Annotated in this window: 14 protein-coding genes; 5 read left to right on the top strand and 9 right to left on the bottom strand. The window is 64.7% G+C overall.

Annotated elements, in window-relative coordinates:
• Window positions 1-727 precede the first annotated feature (727 nt).
• Both ACQ4WQ_RS13965 and ACQ4WQ_RS13960 read left to right on the top strand, forming a co-directional pair.
• A complete protein-coding gene (locus tag ACQ4WQ_RS13965) occupies window positions 728-1,360 on the top strand; it encodes an ArsR family transcriptional regulator (RefSeq protein ID WP_436497840.1) in 633 nt (210 codons plus the stop codon).
• 79 nt (window positions 1,361-1,439) lie between these two features.
• Window positions 1,440-2,279, top strand: coding sequence for an HDOD domain-containing protein (locus ACQ4WQ_RS13960; RefSeq protein WP_326455838.1), 840 nt, complete (start codon window positions 1,440-1,442; stop codon window positions 2,277-2,279).
• Window positions 2,280-2,306: 27 nt separating this feature from the next.
• Here ACQ4WQ_RS13960 and ACQ4WQ_RS13955 read toward each other — a convergent pair whose 3' ends face one another.
• From ACQ4WQ_RS13955 to ACQ4WQ_RS13935, 5 genes are all read right to left on the bottom strand, one after another.
• Window positions 2,307-3,482: a zinc-dependent alcohol dehydrogenase gene (locus ACQ4WQ_RS13955; RefSeq protein WP_436497838.1), complete on the bottom strand. Its 1,176-nt coding sequence runs from the start codon at window positions 3,480-3,482 to the stop codon at window positions 2,307-2,309.
• Window positions 3,479-4,558 (bottom strand): SRPBCC family protein, encoded by a 1,080-nt coding sequence (locus ACQ4WQ_RS13950; RefSeq protein WP_436497836.1) that lies wholly within the window; start codon window positions 4,556-4,558, stop codon window positions 3,479-3,481. The genes ACQ4WQ_RS13955 and ACQ4WQ_RS13950 overlap by 4 nt, the downstream gene beginning before the upstream one ends.
• Window positions 4,559-4,716: 158 nt before the next feature.
• On the bottom strand, window positions 4,717-6,528 hold the full coding sequence (locus tag ACQ4WQ_RS13945; RefSeq protein WP_436497834.1) for a DUF885 domain-containing protein: 1,812 nt from the start codon (window positions 6,526-6,528) through the stop codon (window positions 4,717-4,719).
• Window positions 6,529-6,662: 134 nt separating this feature from the next.
• Complete coding sequence (locus ACQ4WQ_RS13940; RefSeq protein ID WP_326455829.1) at window positions 6,663-7,760, bottom strand: M48 family metallopeptidase; 1,098 nt, start codon at window positions 7,758-7,760, stop codon at window positions 6,663-6,665.
• Window positions 7,757-8,923, bottom strand: coding sequence for an HPP family protein (locus ACQ4WQ_RS13935; protein ID WP_436497831.1), 1,167 nt, complete (start codon window positions 8,921-8,923; stop codon window positions 7,757-7,759). The genes ACQ4WQ_RS13940 and ACQ4WQ_RS13935 overlap by 4 nt, the downstream gene beginning before the upstream one ends.
• 240 nt (window positions 8,924-9,163) lie before the next feature.
• Between ACQ4WQ_RS13935 and ACQ4WQ_RS13930 the strand changes: the two genes are divergently transcribed.
• Window positions 9,164-9,664, top strand: coding sequence for a thioredoxin family protein (locus ACQ4WQ_RS13930; protein ID WP_326455827.1), 501 nt, complete (start codon window positions 9,164-9,166; stop codon window positions 9,662-9,664).
• A 16-nt stretch (window positions 9,665-9,680) separates the two neighbouring features.
• Here the strand turns inward: ACQ4WQ_RS13930 and ACQ4WQ_RS13925 are convergent, their stop codons facing one another.
• Together ACQ4WQ_RS13925 and ACQ4WQ_RS13920 are read right to left on the bottom strand one after the other, a co-directional pair.
• Window positions 9,681-11,657, bottom strand: coding sequence for a methyl-accepting chemotaxis protein (locus ACQ4WQ_RS13925; RefSeq protein WP_436497829.1), 1,977 nt, complete (start codon window positions 11,655-11,657; stop codon window positions 9,681-9,683).
• A 167-nt stretch (window positions 11,658-11,824) separates the two neighbouring features.
• A complete protein-coding gene (locus ACQ4WQ_RS13920; RefSeq protein WP_436497827.1) occupies window positions 11,825-12,322 on the bottom strand; it encodes an Lrp/AsnC family transcriptional regulator in 498 nt (165 codons plus the stop codon).
• Between the two features lie 167 nt (window positions 12,323-12,489).
• Here ACQ4WQ_RS13920 and ACQ4WQ_RS13915 point away from each other — a divergent pair, with 167 nt between their 5' ends.
• Both ACQ4WQ_RS13915 and ACQ4WQ_RS13910 read left to right on the top strand, forming a co-directional pair.
• Complete coding sequence (locus tag ACQ4WQ_RS13915) at window positions 12,490-14,508, top strand: aminotransferase class V-fold PLP-dependent enzyme (RefSeq protein WP_436497825.1); 2,019 nt, start codon at window positions 12,490-12,492, stop codon at window positions 14,506-14,508.
• A 406-nt stretch (window positions 14,509-14,914) separates the two neighbouring features.
• A complete protein-coding gene (locus ACQ4WQ_RS13910; RefSeq protein ID WP_436498332.1) occupies window positions 14,915-23,542 on the top strand; it encodes a glycoside hydrolase family 94 protein in 8,628 nt (2,875 codons plus the stop codon).
• On the opposite strand, the gene ACQ4WQ_RS13905 is transcribed toward ACQ4WQ_RS13910, so the two are convergent.
• Entirely contained in the window at window positions 23,528-23,758 is a 231-nt protein-coding gene (locus ACQ4WQ_RS13905) for a hypothetical protein (protein ID WP_436497823.1), read from the bottom strand. The two genes, ACQ4WQ_RS13910 and ACQ4WQ_RS13905, sit on opposite strands and share 15 nt — an antisense overlap.
• Before the next feature lie 112 nt (window positions 23,759-23,870).
• A complete protein-coding gene (locus tag ACQ4WQ_RS13900; protein ID WP_436497821.1) occupies window positions 23,871-24,446 on the bottom strand; it encodes a TMEM165/GDT1 family protein in 576 nt (191 codons plus the stop codon).
• Between the last annotated feature and the right edge of the window lie 8 nt (window positions 24,447-24,454).

Here is a 24,454-nt window from a genome sequence, read left to right as displayed (position 1 = left end):
TCTGCTAGAAAATCGAGACCCAGCAACAACGGCGACGAAGCGTAATCTGCGCTGCGAGCTGACTGCTGCTAGCTGACAAAAACGGCACCTTTGGGTGCCGTTTTTTTTTTATGCCTGTCCACATTATCATGCACGAAAAAGATAACGTGGCAGGCCGTAAATGATGGCAGCCCATTCCATTTACCTATTCCATTGGCATATATATCGCCACGGCGGCACATCATTTATATCGCGCATTGAGGAACGTGATTTTCGGCTGTTGCTTATTCGCACCCATTCATTTGTATTCGCAACATATGTAAATGGCAGCGTAAAATGGAAAAGCAAAGCATGCATTAAAAGTCATGCGCTTATTACTGGCCGAGATGGCGATCAAGATTCCTATGCCGGCATGCACCCTGTTTCGCTGACAGCTTGATACGGTCGAGTTAATTTTATGTCAGGCATGCTTGAATTGATGGCTTAAAACCGGGTGACGCGGTCGACGCCGGATTGGTGCCGGCGCAGCGCTGGATGTGCAGACGTCGCGCCGGCGAATTTGAAGTGAGCGCTTACAAGGATGGCTGCTTGCCGGTCACGTCTCTTGGCTACTGCTGTATGCCATTCCACTTTGCTGCGCATGGGCTCGTCCAACTGCTGGTGAGAGCGCATCGCGGCGTTGTTGTGGCGTCACGCCCTGTTGCCTGGCTGTGCCAGTTTCCAGTTCATTCATGCTAAGATTTGGCGCATGATTGCCCAAGCCCTGTTTACTCCAGCCCAGCAGAAACTGCTGGGTTTGCTCTTTGTCCGTGTGAATGAAGGCTTTCACTTGAACGAGATCATGCGCTTGACGGGTCTGGGCAGCGCGTCGGCGCAGCGCGAGCTGCGCCGGCTGCATGAGTCCGGCCTGATCACGTCGGAGCGGATTGGCAACGTGCGGCGCTTCTGGCCCAACAAGGAAAGCCTCGTGTATCCGGAGTTGAGCGGACTGGTGCAGAAAACCTTCGGCATCGTCGGCGTGCTCAGCGCGACCCTGGCGCCTTTGCGTGCGCAGCCGCAACTGGCATTCGTGTATGGTGCCACGGCGAAGGGACAGGACCTGCCCGGCAGCGCCATCGATTTGTTGCTGGTGGGAGAAGAAGCCAATTATGGCGATCTGTTGACGCGATTGGCGCCGGCCGAGCGAACCTTGCGGCGTAAAATCAATCCCAACCTATATACGCTGGCCGATTATCGCCGACGCCTGCGTGAGGGCCAGCCATTTCTGCTGCAGGTATTACAGCAGCCGAAGCTGTTTGTTATCGGCGATGAATCGCTATTGCATGCGCTGGCATTGCCGGATTCCTCAATGCGGACGAATGACATGCCATCTGTATTCTAAAGGCCGGGCCTGGAAAGCAGTTTCTGCTATAAAGTGAAATTGTTTGCTGGAATAATATCTGAGGCGGATAGATTGTATGATGAACAAATTACAGGCTTTTGGTTTAATTGTTTCCCAGGCGGTGCGCGGAGAATTGACGTTTCCCACCAGCGTTAATTCCGCACTGCAATTACAATTGGCCCTGGCGGAACCGGACTGCCATATCGACCATGCGATCAAACTCGTACTGGCAGAGCCCCTGCTGGCGGCGCGCACGGTCGCGCTGGCCAACTCGGCCGTGTACAGCCGCGGCGATGCGGCGCCCGTGACCAGCGTGCGCGCGGCCGTCATGCGCATGGGTTACCGCAATCTGTACGCGCTGGTGGCGGCCATGGTGGTGCGCCAGTTCGGCAGCAAGATCCTCGACCCCGTCCTGCGCCAGAAGGCGACCCAGCTGTGGGAGCACACTGCCCACGTGGCGGCGCTGGCGCACGTACTTGCCCGCCGCGTGACGCACGTCGATGCCGACACGGCGCTGTTCGCCGGCATCGTGCATGAAGTGGGCGGTTTTTATCTGTTGTCGCGTGCCGATGAATTCCCCGGCCTGCTCGACGACGATGCCGATCACTGGATGGAGTCCGCCGAAGAGATCATTTCCCGCGAAGTCATGAAGAAGTTGCTGATCCCGCTGGCCGTGAGCGAAGCCATCGAAGGCTTGCGCGATGGCTTGCTATCCATCCCACCCGATTCCCTGCTCGACACCTTGTTGTTGGCCAAGCAATTGTCTCCCGTGCCGTCGCCTTTGCAGGTGACGTATGTGGAAATGCTCACCCCCGCCGATTCCGTGATCGATTTCATTATCGACAATGAAACCCTGCAAAGCATCTTGGCCGAATCGGCCGAGGAGGTGCGTTCGATGAGTGCCGCGCTGCTCGTCTGACCAGATGGTGCCGCCTGCCGGTACCGCTCAAGGGCCGGGATGCAGCACGACCTTGATGCATTGCTCCTGTTTCTTCTGGAAGATCTCGTAGCCGTGCGGCGCCTCGTCCAGGGTCAAGTGGTGGGAAATGATGGCGCCGGGATCGAGTTCGCCCCGCTGGATGCGCTCCAGCAGTGGCTGCATGTAGCGCTGCACGTGCGTTTGCCCCGTCTTGATGGTCAATGAACGGTTCATGATGGAGCCAAACGGGATCTTGTCGCTGAAGCCGCCATACACGCCCGGCACCGAGACGACGCCGCCGTTGCGGCACGCCATCAAGGCTTCGCGCAAGGCCGTGGGACGGTCCGACTCCAGTTTCATCGTCTGCTTGAGGCGGTCGTAGATATAGCTGATGCCGGAACCGTGCGCTTCCATGCCGACGGCATCGATGCAGGCATCCGGGCCCCGTCCTCCCGTCATTTCCCGCAGCGCATCGGGGACATCCACCGCATCGAAATGCAGGGTTTCGGCGCCGGACAGCTCGCGCGCCATGCGCAGGCGTTCCGGGTAATGGTCGATGGCGATGACGCGCTCGGCGCCGAGCAGGAAGGCGCTCTGGATGGCGAACTGCCCCACGGGGCCGCAACCCCACACGGCCACCACCTGGCCCGGCGCGATGGCGCACGCTTCGGCCGCCATGTAGCCCGTCGGCAGTATGTCAGAGAGAAACAGCACTTGTTCATCCTTGAGCTCGTCCGGAACCTGGATGGGGCCGACGTCGGCAAACGGCACGCGCACATATTCCGCCTGGCCGCCCGCGTAGCCGCCCGTCAGGTGGGAATAGCCAAAGATGCCCGCGCCCGAGTGGCCCCACATCTTCTCCGCCATGTAGGCGTTGGGGTTGGAATTCTCGCACACCGAGTACAGCTGTTGCTCGCAAAAGAAGCAGCGTCCGCAGGCGATGGGAAACGGTACCACCACCCGTTCTCCCACCTTGCGCTTGCGCACCGCGGTGCCCACCTCCACCACCTCGCCCATGAATTCATGGCCGAGGATGTCGCCTTGTTCCATGGTGGGCACGACGCCATTGTAGAGGTGCAGGTCGGAGCCGCAGATGGCCGTGGAACTGACCTTGACGATGGCGTCGCCGGGATTGAGGATGGCGGGATCGGGCACTTGTTCGATCCGCACGTCGCGCTTGCCGTGCCAGCAATTGGCTTTCATGACACCCCTCCGTTTGCGTGCGGTCGAGAGGCAGCGGCCGTGCCGCCAGCCTTGTGCAGCAGGCGCGTCTTGAAGCTGCGCTTGCCCGACGGCTGGCCCTCGGTGGTGCTGACCTCGCCCGTTTCCATCCACTGCTTGAAGCGGCGCAAGGTGGTTTCGATCTGGTAGGCGGGTGCCTGGCTGAACAGGCCGGCCACGGCCGCGCCCACCTTGCCGGCTGGCGGCTGCATGTGCAGTTGCATGGTGACCACGGTGCCGCGTCCGCCCGGTGCGGGCGACAGTTCCAGCGCTCCCGTTTCGGCATGGTTTTCCGCCGCGCGCCAGCGCATGCCCTGGCCCGGACGGTCTTGCGTCAGTTCGCCTATCCACTCGCCTTCGACGCTGTGCCAGCGCGAGCGGCGCGCATCGATCACCTGCACCGACTGCAGGCCCGGCATGAAACGGGGCAGGTTTTCCAGGTCGCGCCAGGCGCGGTAGCAATCGTCGGCGGAGCGGTTGACGATCACGCTCTTTTGCAGCGCCAGTCCCTGTTCGCCGGGCGCGGGCAATTCGCTCAGCTTGCGCGGCGCCAGTTGGGCGCTGGCGATATAGTCGATGGCCGTCACGCCTGCCACCACGGCCGCCGTCGCCGCCAGGCGCGTGCGCGCATGGCGCCGGCTGGCCATGGCCACGCCCAGCAGCGACAGGTCCATGGCGTCGCCGGCGATGCGCGACCAGCGCCATGCGGGAGCTGTTTCGCCGCGCAGCAAGGCCGCGCCGCATGCCATTTCGCGCAAGCCGATGGCGCGTATCCAGAAAGACGAGACGCCGCGCAAGCCGCTGGCCCGCGCCAGGCCGCGCGGTGCCACCAGCTGGGCCAGGCCAAGGCCGATGCTGAGCCAGCCAAGCGCCGTGATCATGGCATGGTTGCCGCGTGTGGTATCGTCAGGAATGTGCCGCTGCAGCCGTCCATTGGCCTTGCCGCGCGCACTGGTGTAGTGAAGAATGGCGTCATGCCCATGATCGGGCATCTCCGCTGATGTTTGCCAGGCAGGCGGGCCAGCCGTGGCGGCGTCGTTCCTGTCTTCGCTTTGCATGCTGCCTCCCTTCTGTGTCTGGGAGTTAGGCAGCATTGCCTGGTACGCGTTCCGGCAGGCGCGCGCGCGATGCGCTGGATCTGTGCCAGATCAAATATCGGCACGAAAAAAAACGGCAGCCCCAACTGGCGCTGCCGTCCTTGCAGAAGTGGGCTAGCTTACTTCTGCTGCGCGATCCACCGGTCGACCTTGGCTTCCAGCAGTTTCAGGGGCAGGGTGCCGTCGCCGAGCACCACTTCGTGGAACTTCGGCAGGCTGAACTTGTCGCCCAACGCCTGCTGGGCGCGCTGGCGCAGTTCGACGATTTTCAGCGCGCCGATCTTGTAGCCCAGCGCCTGGCCCGGCCAGGCCATGTAGCGTTCCGTTTCGCTTTTCGCCACGGCGTCGTAGCCGAGGGTATCGCGCATGTACTTGATCGTCTGCTCGCGCGTCCAGCCCTTGGTGTGCAAGCCCGTGTCGACCACCAGGCGCACGGCGCGCAGCATCTCGTCGTTCAAGTGGCCGAAATACTGGGCCGGATCGTCGAACAGCCCCATTTCCTTGCCCAGGGTTTCCGCATACAGGGCCCAGCCTTCCGTGAAGGCATTATTGCCGCCGAAACGGCGGAAGTTCGGCAAGTCCATCTCTTGCACCAGCGCCAGGTGGAAATGGTGGCCAGGCTTGCCTTCGTGCAGGAACAAGGTGGTCATGCCCGTGTCGCCATACAGTTTCGGATCGGTGACGACGGACCAGAACACGCCCGGGCGCGACCCGTCGGCGGCCGGCGCCGTGTAGTGGTCGGCGGCCGTATCGCGGCTCAGTTCAGGTTCCAGGCGCAAGTCCAGCGGTGCCTTCGGCACCAGGGTGAACAGGGCGGGCAATTTGCTGTCGAGCAGCACGTTCAGCTTGCGGTAGACGTCGAGCACTTCCTGCTCCGTCTTGAACGGGCGGTATTTCGCCTGTTCCGACACCCACACGGGCAAGCCGGCGGCCGGACCGTTGTAGCCCATCTTCGGGCCCACGATCGCGTATTGTTCCTGGATGCGCGCGACTTCCTTCAGGCCGATGGCGTGGATCTGCTCCGGTTTCAAATCCGTGGTGGTGCTGCTGGCCACGCGCGCCTGGTACCAGGCTGCGCCATCAGGCAGGGCGCTCCAGCCGCTGCTCGTGCGGCCGGCAGGCAGGTAATCGCGTTCCATGAAGGTGGACAGGCGCTGCAGCGCGGGCATCAGCTTGTCCTGGATGGCCGCCGTGTACTGTTTCGTCAGGCGTGCCTTGTCCGCCTCGGAAAAGCTGGCCGGCAAGTTCTTGATGGGCGTGTAATACACGCTGTCCTGCGGCGTGGCGCTGACGAGCTTCTTGAATTGCGGCAGGGCCGACTCCGTCAGTGCCTTCGGCAGCACGATGTCCTTTTGCATGCCGACTTTCATGTTGGCGATGGCCTGGTCTATCCAGCCTGGCAACTGGCTGATACGGCTCAGGTAAGCGTCATACTCCTTGACCGAGGTCAAAGGCTGCGATGCCTCGCCGCCCGCATAATTGGCCAGGGTGACGGGCATGCTGTCCATCTGGTTCAAAGGCAGCAGGTATTCGGGGAAGCGCTCGAAGCTCAGCGCCGTCGCCAGTTCATAGTCGAGGATATCGTAGTTGATCTGGTCCTGGTGCGACAGCTGCGCGCGGGCGATGCTGCGCAGGGTCTTCTGGTACTGGCGGTACAGGGCGAACTGTTTGGCGCGCGCGGCGGGCACGATGGCTGAGCCGAGCTGGTCGTCAAAACGGTTGTCGCCGCTTTCGGTGGCATTGATCGGCTCGAAACGGGCCTGCGCATCGTAGTACTGGTCGGCCAGCACTCGCAGCTGCTGCTTCGCTTTGGGCGCGCTGACGGCCACGGTTTTGCCAGCGGACGGGGTCGCTTGCGCCATGGGCGCATGGGCGAGCAACAGGGAGATGGCCAGGGTGCCGAGGGTGCCGGCGGCAAAACGATGCTTCATGCGCGAGATCCTTTGTAAGGAGGGAATGAACGGAGGCGTTGGGGGTCGGGGTGGCCGGTCGCGATGGAGCAGCCGGGGCGTAAGCATACGCCATTGCCCAGTGCGTTTGGATAAATTGTGCGGAAGGAATGTTGCTATTTTGCCGTAGGCGGCAGGGCCGCTTTCATGGCTGGCCAGTGGCTGCTGGTCAAGGGACGGCAGGCCGGGCAGGGCGTGGCGGCGATCAGGCTCTCGATCTGCTGCGCGCGCGCCGCCGTTTGCGGGTGCGAGGAAATCCATCCCGGCACCTTGGCCTGGTCCTTGTCGTCGAGCTTCCGGAAAAAACGCAGCATGCCGTCGGGATGGATCTGCGCGCGCTGCAAGGCCAGCAAACCGAGCCGGTCCGCCTCTTCCTCCATGTCGCGGCTGAAATACAGGGTACCGGCCTGGTGCGCCAGCATGGCGGCCACGGCGCTGATGTCGCCGATGGTCACGCCCACCAGGGCGCCCCAGCCCAGGCTGCTGATCATTTGCCGCAACGAATGGCGCTGCTCCACATGCTGCACTTCATGCGCGAGCACGCCGGCCAGTTCGCCCGGATCGGCCGCCTGGCGCAGCAAGCCCGTATGCACGACGACGATGCCGCCCGGCATGGCAAACGCGTTGACCGTGTCGTCCTGCTTGACCAGCCAGCGGTACTGGTAGCGCGACCCGGCCGTCAGCGTGCGGCCGATGTCCTGCACCGTCTGCTGCGCCACGCCGTTCTCAACGATGCCGCCCTGCGCGCGCACTTGCGCCAGGGCCAGTTCGCCCAGCTGCTTTTCCGTCGAGAGGGGAATCCATCCCGCCAGCGCGCCGATGGCGTTGCTTCCTTGCCACCACAACAGGGCGGTGGCGACGACGGCCGCGCCCGTCAAGCCGGCCAGCCAGCCCGACACTTGCCGTCGGTTGCGCTGGCGCTCGCCCCACAGCCGCTGCAGTTGCGGCTGCAGCGCGGCCGGCGCCTCGCGCAAGACGATGGCGATGTCGTCCGCCGTCAGCGGCTTGAGCGATGCTTGCCTGCCTTGCGCATCGAGCCAGTTCAGAAACAGTTCCGGCCCGTCGACACCGCCCACGCTGACGACCAGCTGCGCCACGTCCAGCGTGGGGCCGGGCGCATCGATGGCCAGCTGGCTGCCGAAGAAATGCGCGCTGACGAGCGTGCCGGCGGAGCCGCCATCGGGGCCGGCCAGCAGTGCCTGGAATGGCGTCATGCTGCGGCCTCGGCAAAGCGGCTTTCGTACAGGGCGGCCATCAGGTCGGACTGGCTGATGATGCCGGCCAGGCGTTCTTCCTCGTCGAGGATGGGGATATGGTGGTAGCCGGCGTCGGCCATCAAGGGCACGAGGTCGATGATGGGCGTGCCTAGGCGGGCCGTGTGCGGCGACGGCGTCATCAGCTGGCCCACCGCTTCCGGCTTGTCGCCGTGAGACAGGCCGCTGCACTGCAGCAAGCCGCGCAGGCGCTGGTGCATGCCCTGGTAATCGTCGAGCCCGCCATGGCGCAGGAAATCCGTCTGCGTGATGATGCCGATGACGCGGCGTGCCCGGTTCACGACGGGTAAGGCACCCACATCGTGCTCGCGCATGGTGCGCCAGGCAACATCGAGCGGCGTGCCGAATTCCACGCTGAGTACGTCTTTCGACATGATGTCGGCGCAGGTGACGACGCCGAAGCGGCGCTGGTAGGCGCGCATTTCCGTTTGCAGGAAGATCGCCTGCAAATCGTCGCGGCTGATGTCGAGCACTTCGCTGTGCTGGCGCAAGACGGCATCGAGGTCATCCGGTGAAAAGCCCAGGCGGTTGCTGGGCACCTCATCCTTGGTGGCGTGCGGATGCGGCGCGACCAGTTGCTGGACGTGCGGGTAGCGGCGGCCCGTCAGATTGTTGTACAGCACGGCGCAAGCGACCAGCACGGCGGAATTGAACAGCACGGTGATGAAGACGAATTCAAAGCCGGCCGCATGCACGCTGGCGCCGCCGACGACGGTGGTGAGCGCGACGGCGCCGCCCGGCGGATGCAAACAGCGCAGGGCAAACATGGCGCCGATGGCCAGGCAGGCAGCCAGCGCCGCCACGCCCACGCCAGATCCGAACCATTTGACGCAGGCCATGCCGACCAGGCCGGAGACGACGTTACCGCCCACCACGGACCACGGTTGCGCCAGCGGGCTGGCTGGCAGGCAGAACAGCAGCACGGCCGAGGCGCCCATGGGCGCGATCAGGTAGACGCTGGCGCTGTCCGGGGCCAGCAGGAAATGGCAGATCAGTCCGGTCAGCAGCAAGCCGCAGATGGCGCCTGCGCAGGCGCGCAATTGTTCGCGGCGGCTGCCGTTGTTCGGTTGCGGCAGCCAGCGTGCCAGGAAAGAAGTCGTCATGGAGAGGGCGCGTTCGGGTCGCGTTGCTCAGTGTCAGTGTGAGCCCGATATTATCCCATGCGTTGCATTTCGCTGCCTGTGGGCATTAATCCTTGGTGGCGCTGATACGTGCTTATACGTTTTCCGCATAAGCACAGTGCAATTAAATGGTGGATATTTCCCACAAGCAGGCATATTCTAGACAATCACGCCCGCTGGCAGCTGTTCAGCTGGCTTCACGATTTCTCCCAGGAGTCCCGCATGCGCCTTTCTCTTCTTCTTGCCAGCCTGATGCTTGCCGGTACCGCTATTGCCGCCGCCCCCACACCGGCCAACCCGGTCGCCACGCCGCATCTGCCGTACAACGCGGCGGCCGACGCCAAGGCCGACGTGGCCCGCGCGCTGGCCGAGGCCAAGGCGGCGCACGTGCCTGTCTTGCTGATCTTTGGCGCCAACTGGTGCGAGGATTGCCGCGCACTCGACAAGGCCTTGAAGGAAGGCAAGAACGCCGAGCTGATGCAACAGCAGTTCAAGGTCGTCAAGGTCGACGTGGGTAACTTCGACCATAACCTCGATGTGGCGCAAGCCTATGGCAATCCGCTCAAGAAAGGCATTCCGGCTGCCGTGCTGGTCTCGAGCGACAACAACCAGGTGCTGTATGCCACCAAGGGCGGCGAACTGGCGAATGCCCGCCGCATGAGTGAGAGCGGCATCTATGATTTTTTCAAGCAGGCGGCCAGCGTGAAAGCGCCGGCGATTTAAGCGTTTTCAAACTTCCTTAAAATTCTTCCCACGCATCGCTGGCTGGCGCTTTCGGGCGCGCTGGCGTGGGCAGCATGGGCTTGTGCGCTGGCTGCCGAGGCTGCTGCGGCGCCGCATGTCCCGTTTCTTCCAGCTTGAAGACGCTGACCACCTGCGCCAGCCGGCCCGCCTGATCCTGCAGGGACTGGGCTGCCGCCGCCGCTTCTTCCACGAGGGCCGCGTTTTGCTGGGTGGCGTCATCCATCTGTGTGACGGTCGCATTGACTTGCGCGATGCCCTGGCTTTGCTCCTGGCTGGCCGAAGCGATCTCTCCCATCAGGTCGGCCACCCTCTGCACGGAGACGACGATGTCCTGCATGGTGGCGCCGGCCGAGTCGACCAGCTTGCTGCCCGCTTCCACCTTGCTGCCCGAGTCGACGATCAAGTCCTTGATTTCCCTGGCTGCCGCCGCTGAGCGTTGCGCCAGGTTGCGCACTTCGGTTGCCACCACGGCAAAACCGCGGCCCTGTTCGCCCGCACGGGCCGCCTCGACGGCCGCGTTCAGGGCGAGGATATTGGTTTGGAAGGCAATGCCGTCGATCACGCCGATAATGTCGGCGATCTTGCGCGAACTTTCCGTAATCGCGCCCATCGTCTGTACGACTTGGCCGACCACTTCGCCGCCCTTGACGGCGTGGCTTGACGCCGACACCACCAGCTGATTCGCCTGGCGCGCGTTGTCCGCGTTCTGTTTTACGGTCGACGTCAGTTCTTCCATGGCCGCCGCCGTCTCTTCCAGGCTCGATGCCTGGGCTTCCGTGCGTGCCGAGAGGTCCAGGTTGCCGGACGCGATCTGGCTCGATGCGCTGGCAATGGACCCGGTACTGTCGCGAACTTCGCGTATCGTCACATTCAGCGATGCGACGAAGCGGTTGAAGGCGGCCGCCAGCGCGCCGACCTCGTCTTCCGATTCCACGGGCATGCGGCGGCTCAGGTCGCCATTCCCGCTGGCGATTTCGCTGAGCATGTCCGCCGCCCGCGCGACGGGCGCGGCGATGGCGCGGCTGATGACATAAATGATGCACAGGGCGATGCCGCCACCGACCAGGCCGGCAATCAGGGCGGCGATCAGGGCCGAGCGCGTGACATTGCCCAGCACTTCCGCTTCCGGCACTTCGGCCATCACATACAGATTCAATTCCGGCACGAAGGAGGCGGCGACGAACTGGCGTCCCGCGGGCGCGTCGTAGATGGCGTACGCGTATTTGTTGCCCGTCAGCAGGCTCTTGCTCAGGCTATCGCTAAAGCCGGGCAGATCCTTGAGTGCATGCTTGCCGTCGGCCAGGGCCGTGTCGCGGTGCACCAGCAGTACGCCATTGGCGCGCGCCAGGTAGACGTGGCCCGTCTGGCCGATCTTGTAGCTGCGGATGGTGTCGGCCAGCGCATTGATGGACAAGCCCAGGCCGGCCGCGATCTGCTTGCCGCCCGCCGTCTTGCCGCGCGCATTCAGGTACAGCATCAGGTCGCTCGAATGCTCGGCCTTGTCGATGTCGAGCGTATAGGCCTTGTCGCCGGCCAGCAAGCCGTAAAACCACTGGTCTGCCGCCTGGTTCTTGTCCAGGGTGCGCAGCAAGCCTTCCGTGGTGAAATACTTACCCGTGCTGGCAGAAGCCCAGTTGATCGAGGCGGCCTTGTTCTTGTCCTTGACCACGGTGGCGTAGCGCTGGAAGGTGGCGATGCCGCTGTCGGGCAAGCCGGCGTCTTCCCAGTCTTGCAAGTAGACATCGTTGGCCATGGTCTGCACCACGGACAGGGGCTGGCTGATCTGGCGCAGCACGTCGTTGCGGATCTCGCCCACCTGCGCCGGCAACTCCTGGCTGACGACGCGCTCGCGCACGTAATCGCTGCTCATGCGCACGCTGAGAAAAGACGAGATCGCCATGAAGAGCAGCAGGCACAAGCCCATGCTGAACAGGAGTTTTTTCTGGATGGAGAGGCGGCGGAGCAGAGACATGGAAGACCTTGGAGGATGGCCTGCACAAGGGGCAGGCAAGGGGCAGACAAGCGGACAGTATACCGGCCGCGCTGCGCGTCCCGCCGCACCACTGCTGCTTTTCGTTCATTTATGTTGCGTTGCGGCAACGCGCTTTCCCCATCTGCCCCGCATGGCCGGAAAACGCCTCAGGTAGGCAAGCCGTGGGCGATCAATGCCAGCGGCAATTCCGTGCTGCACTTGATTTGTTCCATGGAAAAGGCGGATGACACGCCCGTCAGCTGCGCGGCCTTGATCAGCTTTTTATAGAAGGTATCGTAACCCTTGATATCGGTGGTGACGACTTTCAGCAGGTAGTCGATGTCGCCGCTCATGCGGTGAAATTCCTGTACTTCGGGCAAGACGATGACGGCGGCGGCGAAGCGGCGCAGCCATTTTTCATCGTGCTGGCCCGTGCGCACGCTGACGAAGACGGTCACGGGCAAGCCCACTTTTTGCCGGTTGACGATGGCCACGCGGCTCTCGATATAACCCTCTTCCTCCAGGCGCTTGACCCGCTTCCAGCACGGCGTGCTGGACAGGCCGATCTTTTCGCTGAGGGCGGCGATCGACAGGGTGCCGTCCTGCTGCAGGGCGGCGAGGATGGCGCAGTCGAATTTGTCGAGCGGGGCGTTTGGTGAATTCATTTTAGTATTCCGGTTTTTATGGCATGAACATGCTGCATAGTAGCGTAGTTGCAGTGTCTTTTGGCATATCTTCACGGGGGCAGGCCGGTAGACTATCGAGATGTTCCAGCCGCCTGCGCTGCGCCTTTTTAACTGCGCCCTTTTCATAGAATACTCGGACTGCCATCATGAAAGAAATCTACCTCGACAGCAATGCCACCACTTGCGTGCTGCCCGCCGCCGTTGCCGCTGCCCGCCAAGCGATGGAGCAGGGCTATGGCAATCCCAGCAGCACCCACGCCACGGGATTGCAGGCCAAGGCCATGATGGATGGCGTGCGCCGGCGCGCCAGCGGCTTGCTGGGCGTGGGCGATGGCCGCCTGATGTTCAATAGCGGCGCCACCGAAGGCATCCAGACGGCCGTGCTGTCGGCCCTGTGCGCGCTGCGCGAACGGCGCGACGCGGGCAAGCGCATCGGCAGCCTGCTGCTGTACGGCGCGACCGAGCACAAGGCCGTGCCGGAGAGCCTGGCGCACTGGAATCGCCTGCTGGGCCTGAACCTGGAAGTGCGCAAGCTGCCCGTCGATGCGCAGGGGCGCCACGATCTGCAGGCACTCGATGCGCTGATCGGCGACGCGGCCATGCTGTGCACGATGGCGGCGAACAATGAAACGGGCGTCGTCAGCGATTTGTCCGCCATCGCGCAACTGCTGCAGGAACGGGGCGCCGATGCCTACTGGATGGTCGATTGCGTGCAGGCGCTGGGCAAGCTGAAACTGAACCTGGCCGCCACGCGCATCGATTACGCACCGTTTTCCGGCCACAAGCTGTATGCGCCCAAGGGCATCGGCATGCTGTACGTGCGCGCCGGCGCCCCGTTTACGCCCTTGATGATGGGCGGCGGCCAGGAAGCGGGCCTGCGCTCGGGCACGGAAAACATGGCCGGCATCGCTGCGCTGGGTGCCGTGCTCGCCGCGCTGGACGATGGCAAGACCTTCCGCAGCCACGCCGACCTGGCCTCGTTCCGCGAGCAGCTGGTGGCCAGCCTGGAACAGGCGTTCCCCGGCATCGTTTTCAATATGCCGTTCGACTTGTCCTTGCCGACGACGCTCAATTTTTCCGTGCCTGGACTGTCCTCGAAAGAGCTGCTGGACCTGTTCGACGCGGCGCGCGTGCGCGTCAGCTCGGGCAGCGCCTGTTCCGCCGCCAAGGCGCTGCCCAGTTATGTGCTGGAAGCGATGCACGTGCCGCAATGGCGCGCCAGTTCCGCCATCCGTCTGTCGTTCGGCCCCCTGATCGACGCGGCGACGGTTAGCGCCGCCTGCGCGCGCATCGAGCGCTGCGGCGAAGCGCTGCGCAGCAGCTGTCTGCTGCCGTCGGCGCTGGCGCCATCGCCGCAGGACGGCATAATCCAGCTGAGCGTCGACGGCCAGTGCACCTGGCTGCTCAGCGATGCCGCCAGCGCCAGTTGCGTCGTCATCGATCCCGCCGCCGCGCTCGTGCCGCGCCTGGCCGCCTTCATCCGCTGCCAGCACCTGGCCTTGCGCGCCATCGTGCACACGACGGCGCCAGCGGACCATGGCGCCGCGCGCCTGGCGCTGCTGCAGGAACTGCAGATCGAACAGGTCGGCCACGTCGATATCGACGGTGAGCTGGCGCTGGGCCAGCAGCGGCTGCGCCGCATCGAGTGCGGCGCAACCCATGTGTATCTGCTGGAGCAGCGCTTCGCCTTCATCGGCAACCTGGCGCCCGCAGCGTTGACGCCCTTGCTGGATGCGGCGTTGCTGACGCAAGATACCGTGCTGTGCGCGTCCGGCGACGACGGCAGCATCTGCGGCACCGTGCGCGAAGGCGAGGCCGCCGCCAGCGCACTGCAGCTCGATGCGGCCGGCTTGCCCGCCTTCCTGCGCCAGCATCCCGACGCCATCCTCGTCGACGTGCGCGAAGCGTATGAACACGCGGCATGCGCCGGCACCGTGTTCGAAGGCTGCGAGGTGCGCAGCGTACCGCTGAGCCGTCTGGCGGGACAGGTGGCCGCCTGGCTGCAGCAGCCGCAGCGCCCGCTGGTCTTTTTCTGCCGCAGCGGCAACCGCAGCGCACGCGCCGCCGCCTGCCTGCGCCGCCTCGGTCACGGCGCGGCATGGCAACTCGACGGCGGCATGGCGATGGCGGAAGCGACGCGCCACCCGCTGGCCATCGCCGCCTGAATGGCGTGAACTTTCCTCTTTGAAATATTGCACCGTGTCATCATCGGCACGGTGCGCGTCGTGCATTTTCTCCTGTTCATTTCCTCTAGGCATTTTTCTCCCGTTTCACTTACTGATTTCTTCGCCGCTACGCCCCTAAAGCACCGGGTATGTACGCTAGCGCACGGTCTTGCGTGCAGGGCGCCCCTACGATGAAGTTCAGAAAATCTCCCTACACCCTGAGATTCGTCGCAACGCTCCGGCGCTTCGCTTTCCGTCTTCGCCAGTGTCCGATCGTGTTCTTCCCGACTGGGCCAGCGTGACGGTGGTCGCTGGCTGCCTGCGCGCACCTAGCGAGGCCAAGTTGAAAGAGTACACAGCAGTTGTCACGCAGCAGATCAAGGAACAGATTTCCAAAGTCAAAGAAATCTTCCGCGACCATTCCCTTGCACCGGACACCTTCGACGCCGCGCGCGACGATGCCTTGCCCCTGCGTTCCGAATTATTCAGCGCCATGCAGATGGCCGCCCACGGCAAGCACGTGGCCGCCGGCCATGCGGTGGGCAGGCATCATGGCCGCGACCGCCTGTTGGCGCGCCTGGCCGACAATGCGGCCCTGATCACGGCCACCGTCAATGAGCTGACGGCGACTGTCAAAAGCGGGCGCCAGGTCACGCCCGCCTCGGAATGGCTGCTCGATAATTTTTACCTGATCGAAGAGCAGATCCGCACCACGCGGCGCCACTTGCCGAAGAATTACAGCAAGGAATTGCCACGGCTGGGTTCCGGCGTGGATGCGGGCTGCCCGCGCGTGTACAAGATCGCGCTAGAAATCATCTCGCACGGCGATGGCCGCGTCGACCTGGAAAACCTGTGCCACTTCGTCGAGGCTTACCAGGACGTGGCCACCCTGACCTTGGGCGAACTGTGGGCCGTGCCCATCATGCTGCGCCTGGCGCTGATCGAAAACCTGCGCCGCGTCGCCGCGCGCGTGGCCGACGACCGCATGCAGCGCGACCTGGCCAATACCTGGGCCGACCAGATGACGGAGATCGCCGAGCGCAATCCCAGCGGCTTGATCCTGCTGGTGGCCGACATGGCCCGTTCGAATCCGCCGATGACCAGCGCCTTCGTGGCCGAATTGTCGCGCCGCCTGCAGGGACAGAGTTCCTCGCTGACCCTGGCGCTGTCGTGGCTGACGCACAAGCTGGCCGAGTCGGGCCTCACCATCGAGCAGCAGATCCAGTCCGAGATCGGGCAGCAGGCGGCCGACCAGGTCTCGATCGCCAACAGCATCGGCAGCCTGCGTTTTCTCGGCACCATGGATTGGCAGGAGTTCGTCGAGACCATGAGCGTGGTCGAGCAAACCTTGCGCCTGGACCCGGCCGGCACGTATGGCTTGATGGATTTCGCCACGCGCGACAGCTACCGCCACGCCATCGAACGCATCGCCAAGCGCAGCGCGCGCAGCGAAGTGGAAGTGGCCGAGATGGTGGTGCAGCTGGCGCACACGCACGGCAACGGCAATGACGCGCGCCGCGGCCACATCGGCTTTTACCTGGTCGGGCGCGGCGTGCTGGTGCTGGAAAAGCAGGCCGGCGCCAAGCTGCCCTTCATCGAGGCGCTGCAGCATACGGCGCGCGCCGCGCCGCTGGCCGTCTATCTGGGGGCGATCTCGTTCCTGACCCTGGCGACGAGCGCCTTGCTGCTCGAGCGCGCCGTGCGCCATGGCGTGCAGGGCTGGCCCCTGGCGGCGCTGGGTGCGCTGGCGCTGCTGGGCAGCAGCCAGCTGGCCGTGGCCGTGGTGAACTGGCTGGCAACCCTGATGACGTCGCCGCATCCGCTGCCGCGCATGGATTACCAGTCCGGCATTCCGTCCGATGCGCGCGGCATCGTCGTCGTGCCGACCCTGATCTACAGCCCGGAAAACGTGGCGGCCCTGTGCGAGGCGCTGGAAGTGCGTTATCTCGCCAACCGCGATCCGAACCTGCGTTTCTGCCTGCTGACGGACTTTGTCGATGCGCAGACGCAAACCCTGCCCGGCGACGAAGCCCTGCTGCGCCAGGCGCAGGAGACCATCCGTGGCCTGAACGAGAAATACCGCGTGGAGGGCGCCGAGCTCACGGAGAACGGCGACCCGGCCGACCCGGAAGAGCTGGGCCATGCGGGGCCGTTCCTGCTGCTGCATCGTCCGCGCCTGTGGAATTCGCAGCAGAATGCGTGGATGGGGCAGGAGCGCAAGCGCGGCAAATTGTCCGACCTGCACGCGTTTTTGCGCGGCGGCGCGCGCGACAAATTCTCGCTGGTGGAAGGCGAGTTGCGCGGTCTGCGCACGATCAAATACGTGATCACGCTCGACACCGATACGCAGCTGCCGCGCGACGCGGCGCGCGAATTCATCGCCACCATGATGCACCCGCTGAACCGTCCCGTGCTGGATGCGGCCGGCACGCGCGTGGTGGCCGGCTACGGCATCCTGCAGCCGCGTGTGGCCGTGGCCCTGCCCAGCGCGAACGCCTCGCGCTACGAGCTGCTGTGCGGCGGCGAACCGGGCATCGACCCGTACACGCGCACCGTCTCCGACCTGTACCAGGACGTGTTTTATGAAGGCTCGTTCATCGGCAAGGGCATCTATGACCTCGACATGTTCGAGCGCGTGCTGGGCCAGCGCCTGCCAGACAATAAAATCCTCAGCCACGATTTGCTGGAAGGTTGTTATTTGCGCGCCGGCTTGCTCAGCGACTCGCAGCTGTACGAGGAATACCCGGCCCGCTACGACGCCGACGTCAGCCGCCGCCAGCGCTGGATACGCGGCGACTGGCAGCTGATCGGCTGGCTGCTGGGCCGGGTGCCGGGCCGCGCCGGCAAGCGTGAACGCAATCCTTTGTCGATGCTGTCGCGCTGGAAGCTGTTCGACAACCTGCGCCGCAGTGTCGTGGCGCCGGCTACCACCGTGTCCCTGCTGCTGGTATGGGGCTTCCTGCCGCACGTGGCCTTCTGGAGCGCGGCCGTGCTGGCCATCATCTTCCTGCCGCCCGTGTTTTCGGCCCTGTACGACCTGCTGCGCAAACCGCGCGACACCCTGTGGCGCCAGCATCTGGCCGCGTTCGAGCGGCGCTGCGGCGTGCAGTTTTCGCACGCCATGCTGACCCTCGTCTTCCTGCCCTATGAGGCCTGGATCAGCCTGGACGCCATCGCGCGCACGTTGTGGCGCCTGGGCGTGTCGCACAAGCATTTGCTCGACTGGCGCGCCTCGAACCTGCATGTATCGTCAGGTTCGCAGGCCGACAGCTGGCGCGCCATGTGGTGCTCGCCCGCGCTGGCGCTGGCCACCTTCGGCGCCTTACTCTACTGGCGTCCGGAAGCCTTGCCCGCCGCCGCCGTGGTGCTGCTGTTGTGGCTGGCCGCGCCCGCCATCGCCTGGTGGATCAGCCGCCCCATCGAGCGGGCCGTGGCGCGCCTGTCTGCCGAGCAGGGACGTTTCCTGCATGGCGTGGCGCGCAAGACCTGGGCGTATTTCGATACCTTCGTCGGGCCGGACGACCACTGGCTGCCGCCCGATAACATGCAGGAGCATCCGAACCTCGTGGTGGCGCATCGCACCTCGCCGACGAATATCGGCCTGGCGCTGCTGGCCAACCTGACGGCCTACGATTTCGGCTATGTGACCCTGGGCCAGCTGATCGAGCGCAGCCGCGCCACCCTGCACAGCATGGGCGAGCTGGAACGCTTCCAGGGCCACTTCTATAACTGGTACGACACGCAAACGCTCAAGGCGCTGCAGCCGATGTATATCTCGACGGTCGACAGCGGCAACCTCGCCGGCCATCTGCTGACCTTGCAGCCGGGACTGGTGGAACTGTACGACGCTCCCATCATCGGCGCGCAGGTGGTGCAGGGCATCCGCACGACGGCGCAGGTGCTGCAGGAATTCATCGCCGCCGAAGGCGAGGGCAAGGCCATGCGCGAGAGCATGAGCCTGCTGCAGGCGCCCGCCGCGCCCGCCACCCTGGCCGAATGGCATGCTTATCTCGCCGCCGCGAACGGCGCAGCCGATGCGCTGCTGTCGCTTTCCCTGCAAAGCGAGGATGGCGAGCTGTCGATGTGGACGGGCGCGCTGGCGCGCCAGTGCCGCGCGGTGCTGGCCGAGTTGCTGCAACTGGCGCCGTGGGCGGCGCTGGCGGGCATCGATGCGGCGTGGCTGCGCGTGCCGACCCTGCGCGAACTGGCCAACCTGGAGGTGCCCGAAGGCACGCCATCCGAGCTGGCCGCCCTGCTGGCGCAGGGCCGCGAACAGGCGGGCCGCCACATGCGCGACATCGCCCACGCGGCGGGCCAGGCGCGCGACTTCGCGCAGATCGAATACGGCTTCCTGTACAACCCGTCGACCAAATTGCTGGCCATCGGCTACAACGTCAGCGAACGGCGCTTGGACCCCAGCTATTACGATTTATTGGCTTCCGAAGTGCGTCTGGCCAGCTTCATCGCCATCGCCCAGGGGCAGTTGCCGCAGGAGCACTGGTTCGCCCTGGGCCGCCAGCTGTGCATGGTGGCCGGCCAGCCCGTGCTGCTGTCGTGGAGCGGCTCGATGTTCGAGTACCTGATGCCGCTCCTGGTGATGCCGAACTACCCGAACACCCTGCTCGACCAGACCTACCACTCCGTCATCGAAGCGCAGATCGACTATGGCCGCCAGCGCGACGTGCCGTGGGGGATTTCCGAGTCCGGCTACAACACGGTCGACGCCAGCCTGAATTACCAGTACCGCGCCTTTGGCGTGCCGGGCCTGGGCCTGAAGCGGGGCCTGGCCGACGACCTGGTGGTGGCGCCGTATGCCAGCATGATGGGCCTGATGGTGCAGCCGGAAGCGTCGTGCCAGAACCTGCAGCGCATGCAGGCGGCCGGCTACATGGGCCGCTACGGCTTTTTTGAAGCGATCGATTTCACCACCGCGCGCCTGCCGCGCGGGCAGGGCAGCGCCATCATCCGCTCCTTCATGGTGCACCACCAGGGCATGGGCTTTTTGGCCCTCAGCTACCTGCTGCACGACCGCCCGATGCAGCGCCGTTTCGAATCCGATCCGCTGCTGCAATCGGCCTTGCTGGTGCTGCAGGAACGCACGCCGCAGGCCGGCGCGTTTTACTCGAACACGGCCGAACTGGCGGTGCTGCGCAGCGGCGCGCCCGAGCAGGCCATGCCGATGCGTATCCTTACGCAGGCCAACAGCGCCGTGCCCGAAACGCAGCTGCTGTCGAATGGCCGCTATCACGTCATGGTGAGCAATGCGGGCGGCAGCTACAGCCGCTGGAAAGACCTGTCCGTGACGCGCTGGCGCGAAGACAGCACGCGCGACAACTGGGGCAATTTCTGCTACTTGCGCGACCTCGACGACGGCGCCGTGTGGTCCACCATGTACCAGCCGACCCTGGCCGAACCGAAGAAATATGAAGTGATCTTTTCCGAGGGCCGCGCGGAGTTCCGCCGCGCCGACCATGGCCTCGACCTGTACACGGAAATCGTCGTCTCGCCCGAGGACGACATCGAAATCCGCCGCACGCGCATCAGCAATAATTCGAACCGCCAGCGGCGCATCGAGATCACCAGCTTTGCCGAAGTGGTGATGGCGCCGGCGGCGGCCGATGCGGCCCACCCCGCGTTCAGCAAGCTGTTCGTGCAGACGGAAATCCTCGCGCATGAAAAGGCGATTTTATGCACGCGCCGGCCCCGCTCGAAAGACGAGCAGATGCCGTGGCTGCTGCATGTGATGACCGTGCACGATATCGAGCGCTACGAAGTGTCGTTCGAGACGGACCGCGCGCGCTTCATCGGCCGCGGCAACACGGCGCAGCTGCCGCAGGCGCTGCAGGACAGCGGCCCATTGAGCGGCGGCCACGGTTCCGTATTGGATCCCATCGTGGCCATCCGCTACGTCATCACGCTCGAACCCGACCAGGCCATCACGGTCGACAGCGTCACCGGCATGGTGGAGCAGCGCGAGGCGGCCCTGCACCTGATCGACAAATACCAGGACCGCCACCTGGCCGACCGCGTGTTCGAACTGGCCTGGACGCACAGCCAGGTGGTGCTGCGCCAGTTGAACGCCAGCGAAGCGGACGCGCAGCTGTATGCGCGCCTGGCCAACGCCGTGATCTACCCGAATGCGGCCCTGCGCGCCGAAGCGAGCATCCTGATCAAGAACCAGCGCGGCCAGTCCGGCCTGTGGGCGTATGCCATCTCCGGCGACTTGCCCATCGTGCTGCTGCAGATACGCGACGTGGCCAATATCGAGCTGGCGCGCCAGATGGTGCAGGCGCATGCCTACTGGCGTCTGAAAGGCCTGGTGGTGGACCTGGTGATCTGGTGCGAAGAGCAGTCGGGCTACCGCCAGCTGCTGCACGACCAGATCATGGGCTTGATCGCGTCGGGCATCGATGCCCAGGCGATCGACCGCCCGGGCGGAATCTTCGTGCGCCTGGCCGAACAGATCGCCAATGAAGACCGCATCTTGCTGCAATCGGTGGCGCGCGCCATCATCAGCGATTTGCGCGGCACTCTGGCCGAGCAGGTCAAGCGTCCGCCCAGCCCCGTGCTGCGCATGCCGCCGCTGCTGCAGGAACCGGCGCGCGAGCATGGCGGCGTGCCGCACCGGGCGCCGCAGCGCGAGCTGATCCTGGAAAATGGCCTGGGCGGTTTCACGCCCGATGGGCGCGAATATGTGATCACCACGGCAGAAGGCAAGCAGACGCCGGCGCCGTGGTCGAACGTGCTGGCCAATGCGCAATTCGGCACGGTGGTCTCGGAAGCCGGTCAGGCGTATACGTGGAGCGAGAATGCGCATGAATTCCGCCTCACGCCATGGCAGAACGACCCCGTGTCCGACCTGTCGGGCGAAGCGTTTTATGTGCGCGACGAGCAGACCGGCCAGTTCTGGTCGCCCTCGTCCCTGCCGGCGCGCGGCAGCGGCGACTACGTGACGCGCCACGGCTTCGGCTACAGCATTTTTGAACACAGCGAAGGCGGCATCGCCACCGAATTGTGCACCTATGTGGCGCTCGATGCGGCCGTCAAATACTCGGTCATCAAGGTGCGCAACAACAGCGGCGTGCCGCGCCGCCTGTCCGTCACCGGTTACGTGGAATGGGTGATGGCCGACCTGCGCGCGAAGTCCGGCATGCATGTGGCCACCGAAGTCGACACGATCAGCGGCGCGCTGTTTGCGCGCAATAACTACAACACGGAGTTTTCGGGCCGCGTCGGCTTCTTCAATACGGACGCCAGCATCCGCTCGATTACCTGCGACCGCAATGAATTCATCGGCCGCAACGGCAGCCTGGCGCAGCCGGCGGCGCTGCGCCGCGTGCGCCTGTCCGGCAAGGCGGGCACGGGGCTGGACCAGTGTGCCGCCATCCAGGTGCCGTTCGAACTGCAGCCGGGACAGGAGCGCGAAATCGTCTTCCTGCTCGGCGTGGGCGGGCGCCGCAATGCCGACGCCAGCACCATGGTGCAGCGCCATGCGGGCAAGGAAGCGGCCCGCATGGCGCTCGACGCGGTACGCGCGCACTGGGAAAGCACCCTGGGCGCCGTGCGCATCGAGACGCCAGACCCGTCGCTCGACGTGATCGCCAATGGCTGGCTGATGTACCAGACCATCGCCTGCCGTCTGTGGGCGCGCAGCGGCTATTACCAGTCGGGCGGCGCCTACGGTTTCCGCGACCAGCTGCAAGACGCGATGGCGATGATCCACACGGCGCCGCAATTGCTGCGCAAGCACTTGCTGCTGTGCGCGGCGCACCAGTTTGTCGAAGGCGACGTGCAGCACTGGTGGCATCCGCCGTCGGACCGGGGCGTGCGCACGCACTGCTCCGACGATTACCTGTGGCTGCCGCTGGCCGCCTGCCGCTATGTGATCGCCACGGGCGACGTCAACGTGCTGTCGGAAGTGGCGCCTTTCATCGAGGGACGGGCCGTCAAGCCGGAAGAGGATTCCTACTATGACTTGCCCGTGCGTTCGGGCGAGTCGGCCGATCTGTACGAGCATTGCGTGCGCGCCATCCGCCATGGCTTGCGCATGGGCGTGCACGGCTTGCCGCTGATCGGTTCCTGCGACTGGAACGATGGCATGGACAAGGTGGGCGAACACGGCAAGGGCGAGAGCGTGTGGCTGGCCTTCTTCCTGTACGAAGTGCTGCAGCGTTTCGCCGAAGTGGCCATGCTGCGCGGCGACGCTGCGTTCGCCCAGTTCTGCCGCGACGAAGCCGTGAAACTGGCGGCCAACGTCGAGGAGCATGCATGGGATGGCGAGTGGTACCGGCGCGCGTATTTCGACGACGGCACGCCGCTCGGTTCGCACACGAACGAGGAATGCCAGATCGATTCGATTTCGCAAAGCTGGGGCGTGCTGTCGGGCGCCGCCAACAAGGAGCGGGTCGCCGGCGCCATGCGCCAGGTCGACGCGCGTCTGGTGCGCCGCGATTCCGGGGTGATCCAGCTGCTCGACCCGCCGTTCGACAAGGCCGACCTCAATCCCGGCTACATCCGCGGCTATGTGCCGGGCGTGCGCGAAAACGGCGGGCAGTACACGCATGCTGCCATCTGGACGGCGATGGCGTTTGCCCGCATGGGCGACGGCGAAAAGGCGTGGGAGCTGCTGCGCATGATCAATCCCGTGCGCCATGGCGCCGACGCGCAGGCGGTGGCGCGCTACAAGGTGGAACCGTACGTGGTGACGGCCGACGTGTATGCCGTGGCGCCGCACGTGGGACGCGGCGGCTGGAGCTGGTACACGGGATCGTCGGGCTGGCTGTACCGCCTGATCGTCGAATCCCTGCTCGGCTTGACGCGCGAAGCGAACGTGCTGCGCCTGGCGCCGTCCATGCCGGCCGAATGGGACAGCTTCAAGCTGTATTACCGCTTCGGCGCCAGCAGCTATGCCATCACGGTGGAGCAGGCGCAGCGGCGGCCTGCGGGGCTGTCGCTCGATGGCGTGGCACAGGGCGGCAACAGCATCGCCCTGCGCGACGAGGGCCGCGAGTATGCGGTGCTACTGCTGCTGTAGTCTCGTCGTTGTGTCTTGCCACTTCTCCTGCTCGGGGCGGCGCCGGCCTGCCAGCAGGACCAGGCCGGCGCCGAACAGCAGCAGGTCGCGCGTGCGCACTTCTGGCGCGGATGGCATTGCCGTCTGGTGGCGGTGCAAGGGTGCCGCCATGGCGGCGGGGAGGTGGCTGGCGCAAGCGGCCAGGCACAGCGCCGCCGCTTTTCTGTTCAACTGCATATATTCCTCAAGAAAGCGCGCTGACCGTTCCGGATCGGCGCGCCGGTATTCATGTCGCCGACATTGTAATTATGAGCATGAATATTGTAAATGAGAAATTATCCAGGCTGTCTCAAAATCCCAGCGCCGCGCCCGCGCCCAGCAGGGTGGCCACGCCCAGCACGGCAAAGATCAGGGCCGCGATGCCATGCACGAGGCGCAGCGGGACGCGGTTGGCGATCCTGTCGCCCAGGTAGACGGCCGGCACGTTGGCCAGCATCATGCCGAAGGTGGTGCCCAGCACGACGGAAACGATATCGTGGTAGCGCGCCGCCAGCGCCACCGTGGCCACCTGCGTCTTGTCTCCCATTTCCGCCATGAAGAAGGCGATCAGGGTGGTCAGGAAGACGCCGTACCTGGCCAGTTTCGTCTCGTCTTCATCGAGCTTGTCGGGGATCAGGGTCCAGGCGGCCATGGCCAGGAACGACACGCCCAGCACCCAGCGCAGCACGTCGGGCCCCAGCATGCTGGTGATCCAGGCGCCGACGGCGGCGGCGAACGCGTGGTTGGCGACGGTGGCGACGAAAATGGCCAGCACGATGGGCAAAGGCTTGCGGAATTTGGCGGCCAGCAGAAAGGCCAGGAGTTGGGTTTTGTCGCCGATTTCAGCGAGACCGACGATGCCGGTGGAGATGAGGAATGCTTCCATGAGAGTGC

It is taken from the genome of Janthinobacterium goodfellowi, from assembly GCF_051380695.1.
Lineage (GTDB): Bacteria > Pseudomonadota > Gammaproteobacteria > Burkholderiales > Burkholderiaceae_D > Janthinobacterium.
This window is presented reverse-complemented; position numbering and strand designations above follow the sequence as displayed.